This is a genomic window from Bacillus sp. 220_BSPC (assembly GCF_001054655.1).
Taxonomy (GTDB): Bacteria; Bacillota; Bacilli; order Bacillales; family DSM-1321; genus Peribacillus; species Peribacillus frigoritolerans.
The window spans coordinates 21,328-36,181 of sequence record NZ_JVPL01000148.1 but is presented as its reverse complement, the minus strand read 5'-3'; the positions used below and the strand labels follow the sequence as shown (position 1 = coordinate 36,181).

The following is a 14,854-nucleotide window of genomic DNA, read 5'->3' as shown; positions in this document are numbered from 1 at the left end:
TTCCCCCTTTCAAAAACTAGCTAGGGATTTCAGTTCCTGAATAAGCTTATCAACGCCTTCTCGACTAAGTACAATCTTTCCGTCAGCAAAGAGAAAATTATCCTCTGTTATTTCCCCTGTAATCTGACAAGCTCTAGCAGATTCGTATTTCCGAAGGATAATTTTATCTCTCTCCACAAAAATCTCTATTGGATCTTTTACATTAATGTTAAGTGTAGAACGAAGTTCCTTTGGAATAACAATACGACCTAGATCATCAATTTTACGAACCATACCTGTACTTTTCATTATTCAACATCCCCTTTGAGTAATTTTGAAATTAAAAACAATGGCTAGTTCGTTATAGATAATTAGTGAATACACCTTGACCAAAATAGACAACAATCATAGTTAAACCAATTAAGATAATATACTCAACGGTTCCACCGGTGGTCGTTGTAAATGGCAGCCGTACAGTTTTTTTTGAAGGATATAACAACTTAATTCCATTCTTCGTGGCAGCATCCAAAATTAAATGACTGACCATCCCAACCAATACGCCTACCTGAACAGCTTGGATAGGAACGAACATGGAAAGTAGTACACCAACAATCACTAAAAAAAGCAAACTATGTGTAAAGGTTCTATGGCCAAAAAGAACACTAATCACTTTTGATAGAATGGGAAACTTACGCCCAATCTTACTTCCTCGGTGACAAATATCCGGAATTAATCCCCCGGCTGCTCCAGCTGCTGTTAAAAGAATCGGATCATAGTTTGTGATACTTGCTAACGCAACACAAATTGCTACACCGCCCATAATATGAGTTTTTCCTGTCATTCCTTCACTTTCCTTTTCTGTATGAGAATTGTATTTGTTATTAAAAAGTTCTTATTTGCAACGAGAAGGTAATACCCTTACAAACAAAAGTTAATTCGCTTAGAATCGCCCTCAGCAACAGTCTTTTTATCAGACCTCATAGTTTCCAGCAAAATAAAGCTCATCGTCCTGGTCCAGGACAAGATGATAACAAAATCGATACCCTTTTCTTTCAACAAACGGAATTTGTGAACGCATATCATAAGACAAATCCAACGCCCGGTTTTCCGTATAGACAAGTTGAGAATTAAAATACGTTTCATCGTGCATGTAATCTGAAAAATCTGAATCATTCGTGTACACACGATAAACGGTGAACAACTGAATAGATTCTCTTCTGCTTTGCTTCTGGGACCGCGCCCGCGCCCGGTCCTCTTCACGATTCTTAAACGCTACAGCTGAAATATACCACATTGGGAAAAACATGAATGGCCATAAGAAATTGCTATACGTGAGCGTATACATCCAGGAGGATAGCAATAGAACCGAACCAGCTAAAATCATGAGCCAATGTCGTTCCGCCATGCTTTTAAGACCTTGAATCGCTTTTTGACATTCTTCTTCTAGGTTCATACCTTGATCTCCTTCCTTTCACCCTGCAACACGCCGTACCACGCCTTTAAAGGTTGATTTCCAATAACGATTATCCATTTTATCCACCGATACACCTTTTGAGCTGTTGTCATTCAAAAATTTTCCTTCACCTAAATAAATTCCAACATGCCCATTTACTTTATACGTATCAAAAAACACAAGATCTCCGCGTTTCATCTCAGAAGCTTTGACCGGTTTTCCCATTTTTACAAGAGAATCCGTGACAACAGATTGATAGTTTCCAAGTGTCAATCCACCATGCGTAAACATCCAATGAACAAAGGAAGAACAGTCAAAAGATTTACGGCTAATATCCCCCGGGTTTCTCCCTCCACCCCAGTTATACGGGCTTTTACCGACCAGCTTCATTCCTGCAGCAATGGCCTTCTCAGCAGCTTCTGGACCACCACCAGACCCTCCAGGTGTTATATCTACTTCAATAGCTCCACCGGCCGCATATAGATTCATATATTCCATGACTTCATCCACATACCAATCAGCCCTGTTATAAGCAAAAATCGCTTTCTGGAATTCTCCTGAACTAGCTCCACTGGCCGAAAGATAGTTTGCAGCTGAAAATGCTGCATCTTCTAGATTCCACATATCAGCCTTGCCGTCGCCATTTCCGTCTACTCCATACCCTCCGTACTTTTTAATAACGGCCGGATCACTCCGTTCATTATCGGAAATATTCCCTTTCCCCACTCCGGAACAGCTTGGATGTCCCCAGCCTACAAAAGTACAAGGCATGAACTGATACGGACCGGCGGCCCCGACTGGTGAAACCATGGTTTTTATCGTTGAAAATTTTGTTTCAATGCGATGAATCGAAGCTATAAGTGTCCACGGGACATCATATTTTTCAGCTGCCGCCTTATAAATCGGAATATAATCCGCCGGGATTTCGTTTTTTCCAATCTCAGAAAGAACAATATTACTGTACCCACCCTCTGGTACTGCCTCCTCTTCTGGAAATAGGACAGAAAAAACTCCCATCATAAGAACAATGGCCAATATAACGCCTAACGCAGCAAGGGCAGCCACACCAACAAAAATCCATTTACCTGTTTTTCTTCCCGTGTTTTGCAGCGCTTCAATCGGCTTAATTTGGGAGATTGACACGGACGCCCACCACCTTTAATTCACCGGATACGTTTTGCATCGTGACCAAATACCAATCTTCCTCCGGCTTTTCGTTCCCTTCGTTATCAAGGACTTTACCTCTCATAATGACATTCCATTGAATCAATTCCGGATCATCATTTGATACATTCGTTAAATCAAATGATTCGGGAATGACCTTAACCCTGGTAAGGGTCCCTCGTTCAGGGTTTTTAATATAATCCTGATACATGTCATTGCTCATGAACGGCTTGGCATTTTCGATATTTTGAGTAGGATTGGAAGCATCAAATGCCGCATAGTGCTTTACAAACTCAACCGCTATTTTTTGTGATTCCGTTACTTCATCTTCAGAAAGGCGTTTCGTTTGATCTGAGGTGATTTCGGATTCTCTGGCACTTTCACTTTCTATTTCAGAATCTGTTTCCAGCTCTCTACGGGGCTCCATATCGCTTGTTTCCGTGTTATTTGTAGCAACCTCCTTCTTTTGAGCAGAAGGAGGCTTATTATTATCAAAATAGAACACAAAGGCGAATACAGCCATCAGGACAACCGCTACAGCAATGGTTATCACCTTTTTCTGTTGAACACTCACCCTTTATCACCCCTTGTTGTCCTGTTTAGATTGCTGTTTTTGAATTTGTTCTATTTGCCGGTCCTGGCTGCGATTTTTGATTTCGTCTTCATTAGATGCAGCCGCACTTTCCCTCCGGGCCTTCATATGTTCATTAAACTGCTGTTGCCTTTGTACCTCTTGTTCTTGTGCTACCTGATCCTGCCGAGTTGGGAAGGTGATAATGTTTTTACTTTGCAAGGATCCTTGTTCCTGTTTATCCTTGGCTTCCGCACGTTTTAATTTCTGCAACTCCTGATGATTCTGCCCTTTACTTGTGGAGGGTTCTCGTTCTGGTTTCAATTGTTCAGGCGTTTGAGGTTGCTTTTTAATACGGGTAAATTCTTGCGCCTGTTGCTTTTGGATTTTCTTCATTTCATCCTGATTAGATCGGCCGGAACCTTGATCAGAAGCTACAGCCGGATTTTGAGTATTCTCTTCACCGCCAGGCTGTTTTTTTATACGTTCTGGTTCATTACCTTGCTGCTTTTGAATCTGATTCATCACAGCAAGATTCGAATTTGGATTTTCGGCTTTTTCTTCTGACTGCGGTTGTTTTTTCAGCACGCCACCCTTATCGTCCTTTTTAGCATTGGCTTGTTGAATGGTTCTTGCAATTGCTGGATCCGTGTTTTTGCCGTTTGACTTAATTGGACCATGTTCAGATTGAGCATGTTGTCTCTGCATAGCCTCCATAATCCGGCTGGTTGCTCGGTCCTGGTAACCCCTCCGGGCTACAGGCTGCATTCCAGGGCTTCGATATCCGCCAGATGTAGCAAACTCTTCCTGCTCTTGACGAATCCGTCTTCGCTCTGTAATTGCATCTACCTGACTTTGCGTATGAGCTTTGATCCGGTCCATATTTTGTTTCATAACCTTATAACCCCACAGCAGCTTATTTAAGAAGACCATTGTAGCTACGACAATGAGCACAGCAATGATAATCTGTACATAATTCCAATTGTTTTTTTCGGCCACCTTATAAATGATGTTTACAAAACTAAACATTAACACCAAGCCAAAGGTAAACGCTACGCTCATAAGTAAGAATCTTAACAATCTTCCAACCCACTGAAATGCAAAAGACCGTAAAGCAGGGAAAATACTCAGCATTAAGATAAATACGCCGATAGATGCCGTAATTAAGAAGGCAATTCCATAGACCTGAACCAGGACGGCCATAAAGCCTGTCATGCCTAAAATAGCAATAGCCGGAATAAAAACCAAAAGTGCTAAGACAATTCGTTGGCTCATTTTGTCTACGGCGAACATAGAGTTGGCTTTGTTATCTTTGATAAACTTTTCTCTTTCGGCGCTTCCAAGCTTTGCTTTCAGTAATATTTTCACTTTATCCTTACCAGCCTGAATATTCGCTTGTGTATAGTCATTCTGGTTTTGTGCGCCTCCTATAACAGCTAAATTCGTGCTACCAAATTCAAGTAATAAGTATGGTTTCACAATCAGTAAATCATGCATTAAATTACGAATACGAGACAAACCGTATCGAACCGTATTATCATCTGTAATATCACCATCATACTTCTCATTATCAGTCTTAATTTGTTCTTCTCCTGATGTGTCCAGGTTATAAGTAGAAGCATTCAACACACTGTTTGAAAGTTGATTTCGAGTATCATTCATCCACCCAAGCAGTGTTTCACTATTCTGAATATAAAGTGTAAAAACACCGGATAAGACCGCTGCGATAATGAGTCCACCGAAAGCATGGCGAAATTGCCGTTTCACAAACACATAAACGAGCCATCCTGCCGTCAAAATCAGGATAAAGGACATGAACTGACCCATACCATACGGTCCACCAATTTCACTGATAAATGTTGCTACATGGCCAAGCATAGACCCGATAAGATCAAAGGTAAAGGCCTGTTCCATCACATAAATACCCGCATTCACCAAAACTATATAACCGTACCAAATTCCGTTTAGAGTTTGGTGCTGAAAGGTTGAAATGCTGTCCATGATTTTGTCGTCAACCTGAAAAGGATTCATTGAAGACCAAAAGCCTTCTTCCTTCTTTTTATTTTTCATATAAACATCCATTTGATAATGATCGATTGGAAATTCATTGTAGCGAACCACTGGCGCTGACGTCTCTGGAAGGTCGCTTTCAGGTGTGAATTCATCCATCACATTAGGGGCAGCTGAGACAGTCGGCATAGGCAACAAAAACAAACTAAAAACAAGCAACAACAGCCGTCCATATTTTTTTACCATTTCCCCCACCCTTTCTAATTAATCTCAACAGGCTCTGGCTCCAATTCATCTTTTTCTGCCTGACTCAATCCTTTTGAGTAGTATTTGGTCGGTGGAGACACTTCACCGTTCGATTTTTCAACATCCGATTTCCCTACAAATCTATAATAATTTTCAACTAGATATTGACCGTCTTGTTTTACAACTTTTACATTAGTAGCTTCATTTTCATTTGTTCTTAAATCTTTAAATTCAATTTTGTACGTAAACTCTTTTCCGGTAATAACCTCGTATTCTAAAATGGCATACTTCTCGATTTTTTTATCTTTGACACTCTCATAATCTTCTGGAATTGAATCTTTAGCTTCTTGTAAACTCCCAAAAGACCTCCCTTTTTCACCATCCAATTCCAGTGTATAAAGCTTGTCATTAGCCCCTTGATTTTCAAATGTCACATACTTTAACGCTGTTTTACACGGATCTACTTCTTCACATGTTTTGGGCTTGCTGGTAGCTTCTTCATTCCCACCACATCCTGACAGCAACAATCCCAATACAACAACCAAACTACTCATTTTTTTCATTTCACTGCATCCTTTCAAATGGGAGAAGGAAATTCCTTCTCCAATGTATTATGCATTCACCATCATTTCACTAAGATTCCGAGAGGTATCAAAGGCATCATATAAATGATCCTGAAGCACTCTAAACTGTATCACGCCGGTTCGATGATCTAAGTCACGATATAAAGCATAACCTGCTGGAAGAGTCGGCATCAGATTTTCAACACCTTCCGTATCTCCCAGCCCCATTAATTCCTGAATAGTATGAATTTCTTCTTTATCCTCGGCCCGGAAGCAATAGGCATTTCCAATCTGTCCGCGTAAATCCTGCGGGATATCCTTAATATTTTGTGTCATGATCACAACTGGCGAAAGTAAGACTCTTCCTTCACGGAATAATTTACCCATCAGACGTTCACCAGCTGGATTTTGGAAGAAGTTCCAGGCTTCATCAACCGCAATAACGGTCAAATCATCTTGGAACATCCGCATGAATTTCATCATGTAAGCCGTGAGGCCAAATAAAATCGCCACGGATATAATATTTTGTTCGGAATATTCATCAGGATCAGCGTCTTTTGCTGGTAAGCTCAAATTGTTCACCTGTAAGATGTTAAATTGTTTGGTATAGTCTAACCGATTGTTGTTATTGGCTCTTTTTGCGAAAAATAGACGGGCTAACGATACACTTTCAAACTGTTCCAGAATGTTTGCTAAATCCTTAGCCATCTGACGATGTTCCTCAGATAATTCCTGATCTTCATGAACCAAGTTCCTGAGCTCTTCTTTCACAAAACGAATAGAGGGCTCCTTGCGTTCCGCCACACGGCGCACAGCAGATGTTACAAGCGCACTTTTTGCACTGTCTTTCCGAATACTAATGTTTAATAAATAATTGATAATCTCCCTTGAAACATCGCTGGCATCCTGACGATTTTCGAAAATGAGAAACGGATCAAGCTTCCCTGCATCTTCATCCTGCGTGGTAAAAGAAATAAAGTTTAGTTCCGTACCAAGTTCCGTTAATTTCTCATCCCAATGGCACAGGTCCTTTCTCTCACTCTTAGGGTCCAACAGCAATATTTTTGCACCGTACAAGGCACTTTCATATAGATACTGATTGGCTCCCATCGATTTTCCGGTTCCAGTCTTCCCGGAGAAAGTCGTAACAAGCGACTGATTCATGTTTTTAGCTGCCGCAGCGCGTCCTGGCTTCATAAAGACCGGTTCACCCGTTGTCGTTCTTGCTAGATAAGCCCCGACATCATCGCCAAGCTCCTGAAGGTTTCCGAAAAAACTCGATGTAACGGCATTAATGTCCACGTCTTGCAGAAATTCTGTCACATATCTCCGGGAACCCGGTAGACATTCCATTAAACTTCGCAGCTGCAATCCATACGTATTTTGAAGCTTAATCCCGATGCTGGCATATACTTCAATCAAATCTTTAATTCGTTTGTCTAATTCTTCATAAGTGGAAGCACTCACAATGAAAATAGCACTCATTAAAAAACTCGCTTCCCTCGATTTTTCTACTTCGGCAATCGTTTCGTCGGCGATGGAAATACCATCATAAACATTGGAACTGGCGCTTTCTCCAAATTGCTGGAGGTGGTTGGCCTGATCCTCTAAGTTTGATTTTTTTCGTCTTAACTTCCCTAAACGTCTGTCTACATCCTGATAACTCATTTTCATGCTGACACCTACGCCAAAATCCATGCTTCGCAATGGTTCCAGCCATCTTACTTCAGGAAAGTGAATTTCCGCCGGCATGCTGGTCATATGAAGAAAAGCAATCTTGGTTTCGTGATTCACGCCGTTATCATCGGTTTGGTGAAGCACTAAATGGCGGCGGCTTTTCGGATTCTCAATCCCGGTCATTTGAAGGGTCAGCACATCCTCTTCCGTTTGAACACGTGCAACAATCTCCCCGCCTTTGCCATAGACCGGTGTAAACCGATCGCTCCAGCCTTCATGATTCGGAAGGTGACGAATCCCAAAGTTAAAGACCCAAGGAAGAATCGTGGCCATTTCATCGCAAGATAATGGCGTGTAATTCATCGAAAATCCATTCAATGTATTTTCAACGCTCCTTGCGCTGCGGGTGGCTGATTCCAACATGTCACGGCTTAAGTAAATCGACTCTTGCCCCTTTGCCTTGTTGATCCAACGTTGAAAAGTTTCACCCAACATGGAAAAAATCTCTGAATACGTCATCTCCTCAGCACTTTGCTCCATGATCGTACTACGGTCAAGTTCAACGCCAATATAATACTTCACCTTGTTTTCTTCGGCCCCAAGCTCCGAACTGGACTTCAAGAAATTAAAAATCGAATTCGTATGCTCTTTACCCACATGTTTTAAATTGCCGCGAAACTCTTTTATATAATCCTGGCGAACATCGTCTAATGATTGACGAACCGGAACCACAAGACAATGGAGCTCCTTTTTCAGGTCCTTAAACAACCGTTTCAAATCTTCGAAATGCTTCGTTAATTGGGCCTCAGAATCAAAGCTTGTATGGAACCCTTTGAATTCAAACCAGGCTTGTTTTCGTTTATCTTTTGTATGAATCACATTCCCAATAACAGCTAAGATATCACTTTCTACTTTCATTCTGTTTCACCTCTTTTACTGATAGGAACATGCCGTTTCATGCGAATTTTTTGTTGAAAATGAATCGTTTTGGATTGTTCCACTTCCTCAAATCGAATCAGTTCAGCCGGCTCATATTTGGTCTTCATTTTCACATACCAATATCGAACGATGTTCATTTCTTCCTCTCTTTTTATCCCAATCATATAACCGAGAAAGCAAGGAATAATGACACAAATAATCATCACCCTTGCAAGAGCTGGCATAATCGGCAATACGACGGCCATAAGAGATTGTACGGGCAAACTCACCAGGAAAAAGACTAGAATTAACATGACTTGTGTCACTGTAGCCGAAAAGGGAAGTGAAATCCCTTCCTTTCCCCCCGCAAGTCCACGAATGACATTAGGAATGTTAAACACCGCGGTTGTGCATCTGCCTTTTATCTTCGCCATATAAACACCCCTTCGGTTCCTTTCATTAATTTCCCTCCTGTAAATTCATTTTGTTACCTACCAAACTTGAATTAGCTCATGATTCCCAGGAATTTTAATACACTCTCTCCCAAACTCACGATATTATCTGGACCGTATATAAACACTCCTAAAATCGCACCCATGACCAAAACACCCAACGCCGCACGGAACTTTTTAAAGATAATCAACATGACTAAGATCGCCAGAAGACCCCAAATGTAGATCGTCTGAATAACCCCTAAAACATTGCTGTTTCCTTCGTTTGAAATCCCTTCGAGATTCACGTTTCCAAGTAGTAAAAGATCAAATACTGTTTGCATGATGTTTCCTCCATTTCGTTATTCCACGTTATTCGTTAAGTTTTCCATGGACAAAATTTCAAATTTGTCAGATCCTTCTTGCCTCAACACAAATTCATATCCATGGCTACTTTGCACACCAGTAACTGGGTTTTTCAGCTTCACATGGCTGCGGGCAATCCATTGATCCTTCCCTTTTCCTGGATACACGTCCACATCATCCACCAAAACAAATTGATAAGCTCCATTCAGCGATTGTGCATCCTCGGAATGTTCAAAGAAAAATTTCATATCCTTGCTGCGGTCTTTGGAAACATAGGCTTTAAAAAATGATTCTAAAAAGGAACGAACATTCCCAGCCGCATGTTCATCTTTTGTTTGATTCGCATAGGCACTTTCAACCGATTTTTGTTCATGTTGTTTCGGAATGAACGGCTGCGGCAAATCCATCACCGTATAGCCTTTTTCATCACTATAAATCCGGACCACATAATACGCTTTCCCTGCCGTTTCTTTTGTTTCCGTAACAGTCTTTTCAACGACCTTTTCTTTTCCGTCCTTGCCTTTCTTCTTTTCCTTCACCTTCTTATCCTGTTTAGAGATAAAGGTAAAGTTGACATCCATATATACATCGGTTTGATTCTGGTCCACTTCTTCCGCCTCAAGGATACGGCTACTCGTATAGATTTGCTCCCCTTTTAAGGCGTTGTAATCAATCCCCGCATCTTTATCAAGGCCGTTTGCTAAAAACCGTGTTAATTCCTCTTGGCGTTTGGTTTGCTCTTCTTCCCCAGGTCTAACAGTCATATACGTTTTCATGAAGTTTTCAACAAAGTAATTCACGCCTGGCCGGCTCGCATAATTTTCCTGATTTTTCGTTTCTCCAGAAGAAACGGCCGACACTTGATCTTCTAAACTGGAAATCTCACCGTTATGCCGAAACGCATTGAACGCCCCAAGTATCAATAAAAGAAAGAGAACCAGAAAGGAAGCATTCGCGATTCGTTGAGCTACTGGTTTTTTCAGAGCTACTCGTTTTTCCTTTTTAATTTGATAGGCTTTCTCTTGTTCATCTTTCTTCAATTTATTGGGTGAGTATAGTTTGCGTTTTTCCATTTGATCTTTAAATCCTTGAATCCATTCTTTTGACTGTTTTTTGTCGGTGGACGGCTTTGCCTTGCGTTTATTTCCCCATTTATTCATGGTTCATCACCTCTACTTTTTTCCTGATACCAGGAAGATTACGGCCAAAATAATAACAAATGTTCCTATGAACCCATATTTGTCCAGTGATAGAGAGTAAAAAAAAGAGACCTGATCTTTTGCAGCCCCTAAAACCCCTCTGGTTTCCGGGAACGTTTGAAGGATAAAACTCCCTAAAAACAAAATCCCGGCAATGTATATGAGCCCTCTAAACAGAGAACGCAACATGATGCAACCTCCCTAGCGCCTTATCCCTTTACTTTTCCATTTTCTTCCCCATTTTCTTCCCATACCGACTTTCCCAGTAACAAGACTATTTTCGTTTTTCTTTTTAATTGAAGGAACAACTATCGTATTAGAAGTTTTAATATCCCCTAGAAAAAATCCCTTTTCATCCACGTTTTCAACCTCCTTTGAAAATAAAGCCAATCGCTCCTAAAGCATTTTCTTTTGAAGTGGTTTTTCATCTAGCACGTGGTGATAAATTTCACCGAACGCCTGACTTTCTACATCTTTTAAACTAGCTACTAAAACAGGCGCTTCAATCTCCATATTTTTAATGCTTAAAATATCATGAATGGTCTTTCTCGTGTTCGCTTCGTTTCCGCCGATAAAAAGAACCCGCCAATCAGATATGGGCGCTTCAAAACCCACATACATATCATAATCATCAAACAATCGCTGATCGCGATTTAAAAAATCGTTATACCGGATTACCTTTTGAATCGTGTTTTGCCGTTTGGCCACACTACGTTCTAATTCTATAAAAAGCCCAATGTTATCCCGACTTCCTTCAGCTCCGATAACCAAGATGCCGTCCGGCTTAATGACGTCGGTTTTACTCTTGGTATAGGTCCAAGTGGCACGTGCTTCAGGAATCCACTCCTTGACGAGAAGACCCGCTTCTTCTGCTTGAATCGAAAATTTCATAACCACACGGTTTAACATCAGTTGGTGTTGATACCAAGGAAGAACCCGACTAGACCACCGATTATTCCATTTCACAAAACCTTGAATCTGTTCTACAATTTCTACTCCAAACGGGCTCAGCGTATAGACGTTTATAGCCCGATTAACACCTTCTACAGGGACATTGAAACTCTTGATATATCCCGCTTCTTCCAGCGCCCTCAAACGCTGCAAAAGGGTTGATTTACTCGCATATACCGTGATGACGTACTCTTGAATAAAATCAGAGTCTAAATAAATAAAATCATGCAACTTCACTAATAAATCTTTGTCATGTTCGGTCAAAACTAAATATTTCATCTTTACTTGATTCCCCTTATCTGTTTTTATATCGGGGAGGTTGGCAGGTTGTATGTTTTTCATCCGATCACCCCTTACTCATGATCCTCCTTTTCCTTCTGCTGAAGTCGTTGTAAGATGGAACCTTTTGTATAATTCCGGTTACCCGACGCTGCCATAGTCATCTCTTCTCTCTCTTCTTGCTTCTCTGCCGCTTGTTTTTGTTCAGGTACTTCTTGTAAAACAGGTGAAACTTGTTTTCCTTGCTCTTCTTCACTCACTTTTTCGGCTGCCGCTGCCACCAGTTTTGTTTTCATGAGGTGAACAGGTGTTTTCGGCTGTTGGGTAATCGGTGCTTTTCGCACCCGCTTTACCTTGCCGCCTTCATTCGGCACATATTCTTCACCTTTCAAATACGCTTGAATCAATAGATCCACTTCCGATTCATGAAATCCATTTTTGGAAGAAAGCTCTTTTGCTTTCTCATGAGTCAGTCGTTTCGCTTCGGCTCGTGCCGGTTTATTTTCAAAATCAACTTTCTGACCATCCGGAAAGTATAAATCCAGTGGAGGTGCTTCTACCAGGCATTGGACCGTTTGACTCACACCGTTAATCGTATCTTCGGTACGAATAGCCGCGACCAAGGTTGGAAGACTCTTAAACCGGGCTTCGGTATACATCGGCACATCTTTGCCGCCTACAGTCACTTTAAACGTCTCAGCTGCTTCTTTCGCGCCTTCCTTCCCTTGTTTACAAACAAAGAAATTCCCTTGGGCTTCTTTAAGAGCATCCCGAAAATCAGGGGTCAGCTGCGTTAAAGATTGCGTTAAGGTCCCGAGACTTAATCCCTTTTTCCGAGATTCCCGAATGATAAAAGGAAGAATCGAAGAAGGAAGCCTTGGTGCTTCATCAATCACAAACTGATGCAGCAACGGATCCCCGTTTTCGTCTCGTGTGTCTGCGACCCGATAATACAAGTACGTTAAAAACCCTCCAATTAAGGATGTGACTTGAGCATCTAAACCCCTGAAATCATATAAAACAATATGACCTTCATCAAGCCACTTCCGCACCGGAAAACCAAAATCTTTTTGGCCAAACATCCGCCGCAATAAAGGATTAGAGGTAAAGGTATCAAGCCGGTTAAATAAAGGGATTTTACTGATTTCGATTAAATCAGGTGCTTCATTACGCCAAAACTCCACAAGGTCGAAAGCTTCTGGAACCGTCTTTAATCGAGAAATGACACGTTCCCGGAATACATAATCATTGATAAGCTGCTTAACACCAAGAATCGTATGCGTTTCTCCCGGATCCATCACAAGGGAATGAACACAATTCCGGAGTAGGCGTTCTGCCTGTGGAGCAATTTGAAAGTTTTCCCGAATGATCCGCATAACCGAATCGGTCACCGTTTGATTCGTTTCTCCTGGAAGCTTCTGCAAAAGGTTCATCGCCGGAGGATATTCAGTATTTCGTAAGGCTATCCAATGGACCTTATCCCAATTCACCGTATGGCCATCTGCTTCCGCCTTCATTAACTGATTTAAAAGGGTCACAATCGTTTCGCCTGCTGGATCAATAAATGAAACGCCCGGTGAAAGGTCTTTCGTTAAAAACTCTTTAAAAAAACTCATCAGTAGTTTATTGACCAGAGACGATTTTCCGGATCCATTTAAACCAGTAGCAACAAAGTGTTTTCCTAATGAATCCGGACGTACACAAACCTCACGGTCTTTCACGAAAGGATGATAAAGATGACCAATCGAAATACCTCCCTCACTGCTCAAAACATTTTCTGGAAGTAATTCTGTCCCTCTTTCAGCATGGATCACCAGGTTAGAAAGATTATGCATCGTGTCATTTTTAAAATTCGGCAAATGAATGAGATTGGCCAACTCCGAACCAGTCCACACCATCCGATAAGGAAAAGAAGTTGGGAACCATTGCACGGATCGCCGCAATTTTTTATATCGCAGCTGATTAATGTCATTGACGATGGAGGCGATGGTATTCCCTACACTTTTTATCACCCGTACGCCAGGATGGTACTCAGAAGCCATCGACACTGTACAGTCAAAAGCCACCTCATTTCCGGAGTAGCGATGCTTTAAGCTCTTTAACTCTTGTTGTTCAAAGGTCGAACGCTCGCTAGCCTTCCCATCACTTTTAATGTCACTTTCAAGTTCTTCAATCGCTTTTCGGAGATTCCAGCCATCATTCGGACTGAATCCAACTTGTAGCCAGGTATCCCGCTCCATCATGGAAAGAACCGCTGGCAGCTGATCGCCTTTATACCGGGATAAAGGCAAGGACTTTTTCAAACTATTACTCTTTAGTTTTAACCGACCACCAACCGCTTTTTTACTTGGAATAGAAAGCTCTTCCACAGGAAAAAATTCAAGACGGGGATACACGGTCTTAAACGTAAACTTTAAAGTTTCCAAATAATCGCGTTCAGCACCAAGATAAAAACAATACTTCGTGCCTTCATTCTCGGTATTGCGATAGATCATAAAAGAAAACCATTCCCGCCCTTTAAAAAGCCGCTCAAACCATTTTCGTTTGGATCCGTGAATACGCCGCATTAAATTGGATAAATCCTCTTTGGAGGAACCATCATCCGCATGAGGCAACAACTGAATATACGTATAGGTCCGCTGAATCCTCAAAATATAAAACAAATAGCGAACGCCCCATAAAACGAGAAAAGTAATCAAAGCCATTAAAAACGCAGTCTGTGCCAATTCAATCCAACGCTGCACATCCTGCTCTGAAAATGGGAGCAGGGAAAGGACCCATTCCTTTTTCCATACACCAGTTGCTGTTCCAACCAAAAGCAAAAAAACAAAAGATCGCTTCGGGTGATCCAGCATCATATCGATAAAATCATTAAACAGATTGTCGCTAGATTTTTTATTTTCTTTCGGTTGCAATAGATCGCCTCCTCTACTCGACAGAAAAGCAGAAGGCAAGAGAGAGAGATCAAGTTGTCAAGGAACGTAAGTCTGGGATGTAAGAGCGTCTAAGCTGATTAAAAAAGAGGGTAATAGGTGTTGAACATTCAA

15 protein-coding genes are annotated in these 14,854 nt (G+C 41.3%); all 15 read right to left on the bottom strand.

Translation table 11 applies throughout. The features are described from left to right. Nucleotides 1–9 precede the first annotated feature (9 nt). The 15 genes from ADA55_RS09600 to ADA55_RS09535 all read right to left on the bottom strand — a co-directional run bounded on the left by ADA55_RS09600 (nt 10) and on the right by ADA55_RS09535 (nt 14,722). Nucleotides 10–288: an AbrB/MazE/SpoVT family DNA-binding domain-containing protein gene (locus ADA55_RS09600; RefSeq protein ID WP_048682626.1), complete on the bottom strand. Its 279-nt coding sequence runs from the start codon at nt 286–288 to the stop codon at nt 10–12. 52 nt (nt 289–340) lie between these two features. Next, entirely contained in the window at nt 341–820 is a 480-nt protein-coding gene (locus ADA55_RS09595; RefSeq protein WP_048682623.1) for a metal-dependent hydrolase, read from the bottom strand. 129 nt (nt 821–949) lie between these two features. Continuing rightward, nucleotides 950–1,432 (bottom strand): hypothetical protein, encoded by a 483-nt coding sequence (locus tag ADA55_RS09590; RefSeq protein WP_048682620.1) that lies wholly within the window; start codon nt 1,430–1,432, stop codon nt 950–952. A gap of 18 nt (nt 1,433–1,450) precedes the next feature. Then, nucleotides 1,451–2,575, bottom strand: coding sequence for an NlpC/P60 family protein (locus tag ADA55_RS31140; RefSeq protein WP_275452467.1), 1,125 nt, complete (start codon nt 2,573–2,575; stop codon nt 1,451–1,453). Next, a complete protein-coding gene (locus tag ADA55_RS09580) occupies nt 2,556–3,170 on the bottom strand; it encodes a hypothetical protein (protein WP_048682617.1) in 615 nt (204 codons plus the stop codon). The genes ADA55_RS31140 and ADA55_RS09580 overlap by 20 nt, the downstream gene beginning before the upstream one ends. 6 nt (nt 3,171–3,176) lie before the next feature. After that, the gene (locus tag ADA55_RS09575) at nt 3,177–5,423 is read right to left on the bottom strand and encodes a CD3337/EF1877 family mobilome membrane protein (protein WP_048682614.1); all 2,247 of its coding nucleotides are present in this window, start codon (nt 5,421–5,423) and stop codon (nt 3,177–3,179) included. 14 nt (nt 5,424–5,437) lie between these two features. Then, nucleotides 5,438–5,986 (bottom strand): hypothetical protein, encoded by a 549-nt coding sequence (locus ADA55_RS09570; protein ID WP_048682612.1) that lies wholly within the window; start codon nt 5,984–5,986, stop codon nt 5,438–5,440. Nucleotides 5,987–6,034: 48 nt separating this feature from the next. Continuing rightward, nucleotides 6,035–8,581 carry an ATP-binding protein gene (locus ADA55_RS09565; RefSeq protein ID WP_048682609.1) on the bottom strand — a complete coding sequence of 849 codons (2,547 nt, stop codon included), beginning with the start codon at nt 8,579–8,581 and terminating at the stop codon, nt 6,035–6,037. Next, nucleotides 8,578–9,015, bottom strand: a complete 438-nt coding sequence (locus ADA55_RS09560) for a PrgI family protein (RefSeq protein WP_048682604.1) — start codon at nt 9,013–9,015, stop codon at nt 8,578–8,580. The genes ADA55_RS09565 and ADA55_RS09560 overlap by 4 nt, the downstream gene beginning before the upstream one ends. 71 nt (nt 9,016–9,086) lie before the next feature. Further along, entirely contained in the window at nt 9,087–9,356 is a 270-nt protein-coding gene (locus ADA55_RS09555) for a hypothetical protein (protein ID WP_048682601.1), read from the bottom strand. A gap of 18 nt (nt 9,357–9,374) precedes the next feature. Further along, complete coding sequence (locus ADA55_RS09550; protein WP_048682597.1) at nt 9,375–10,538, bottom strand: conjugal transfer protein; 1,164 nt, start codon at nt 10,536–10,538, stop codon at nt 9,375–9,377. 12 nt (nt 10,539–10,550) lie between these two features. Continuing rightward, a complete protein-coding gene (locus ADA55_RS09545; protein WP_048682594.1) occupies nt 10,551–10,766 on the bottom strand; it encodes a hypothetical protein in 216 nt (71 codons plus the stop codon). 12 nt (nt 10,767–10,778) lie between these two features. Continuing rightward, nucleotides 10,779–10,937 (bottom strand): hypothetical protein, encoded by a 159-nt coding sequence (locus ADA55_RS29295; protein ID WP_153246114.1) that lies wholly within the window; start codon nt 10,935–10,937, stop codon nt 10,779–10,781. Between the two features lie 36 nt (nt 10,938–10,973). After that, nucleotides 10,974–11,870, bottom strand: coding sequence for a replication-relaxation family protein (locus ADA55_RS09540; RefSeq protein ID WP_048682592.1), 897 nt, complete (start codon nt 11,868–11,870; stop codon nt 10,974–10,976). Nucleotides 11,871–11,881: 11 nt separating this feature from the next. After that, nucleotides 11,882–14,722 carry a hypothetical protein gene (locus ADA55_RS09535; RefSeq protein WP_048682589.1) on the bottom strand — a complete coding sequence of 947 codons (2,841 nt, stop codon included), beginning with the start codon at nt 14,720–14,722 and terminating at the stop codon, nt 11,882–11,884. Nucleotides 14,723–14,854 lie beyond the last annotated feature (132 nt).

What these genes read in the sequence shown, in the direction of transcription:
- ADA55_RS09555 (WP_048682601.1), bottom strand. Translation starts at nt 9,356, where the DNA reads ATGCAAACAGTATTTGATCTTTTACTACTTGGAAACGTGAATCTCGAA.
- ADA55_RS09570 (WP_048682612.1), bottom strand. Translation starts at nt 5,986, where the DNA reads ATGAAAAAAATGAGTAGTTTGGTTGTTGTATTGGGATTGTTGCTGTCA.
- ADA55_RS09540 (WP_048682592.1), bottom strand. Translation starts at nt 11,870, where the DNA reads ATGAAAAACATACAACCTGCCAACCTCCCCGATATAAAAACAGATAAG.
- ADA55_RS09575 (WP_048682614.1), bottom strand. Translation starts at nt 5,423, where the DNA reads ATGGTAAAAAAATATGGACGGCTGTTGTTGCTTGTTTTTAGTTTGTTT.
- ADA55_RS09545 (WP_048682594.1), bottom strand. Translation starts at nt 10,766, where the DNA reads ATGTTGCGTTCTCTGTTTAGAGGGCTCATATACATTGCCGGGATTTTG.
- ADA55_RS09590 (WP_048682620.1), bottom strand. Translation starts at nt 1,432, where the DNA reads ATGAACCTAGAAGAAGAATGTCAAAAAGCGATTCAAGGTCTTAAAAGC.
- ADA55_RS09600 (WP_048682626.1), bottom strand. Translation starts at nt 288, where the DNA reads ATGAAAAGTACAGGTATGGTTCGTAAAATTGATGATCTAGGTCGTATT.
- ADA55_RS09595 (WP_048682623.1), bottom strand. Translation starts at nt 820, where the DNA reads ATGACAGGAAAAACTCATATTATGGGCGGTGTAGCAATTTGTGTTGCG.
- ADA55_RS09565 (WP_048682609.1), bottom strand. Translation starts at nt 8,581, where the DNA reads ATGAAAGTAGAAAGTGATATCTTAGCTGTTATTGGGAATGTGATTCAT.
- ADA55_RS09550 (WP_048682597.1), bottom strand. Translation starts at nt 10,538, where the DNA reads ATGAATAAATGGGGAAATAAACGCAAGGCAAAGCCGTCCACCGACAAA.
- ADA55_RS09560 (WP_048682604.1), bottom strand. Translation starts at nt 9,015, where the DNA reads ATGGCGAAGATAAAAGGCAGATGCACAACCGCGGTGTTTAACATTCCT.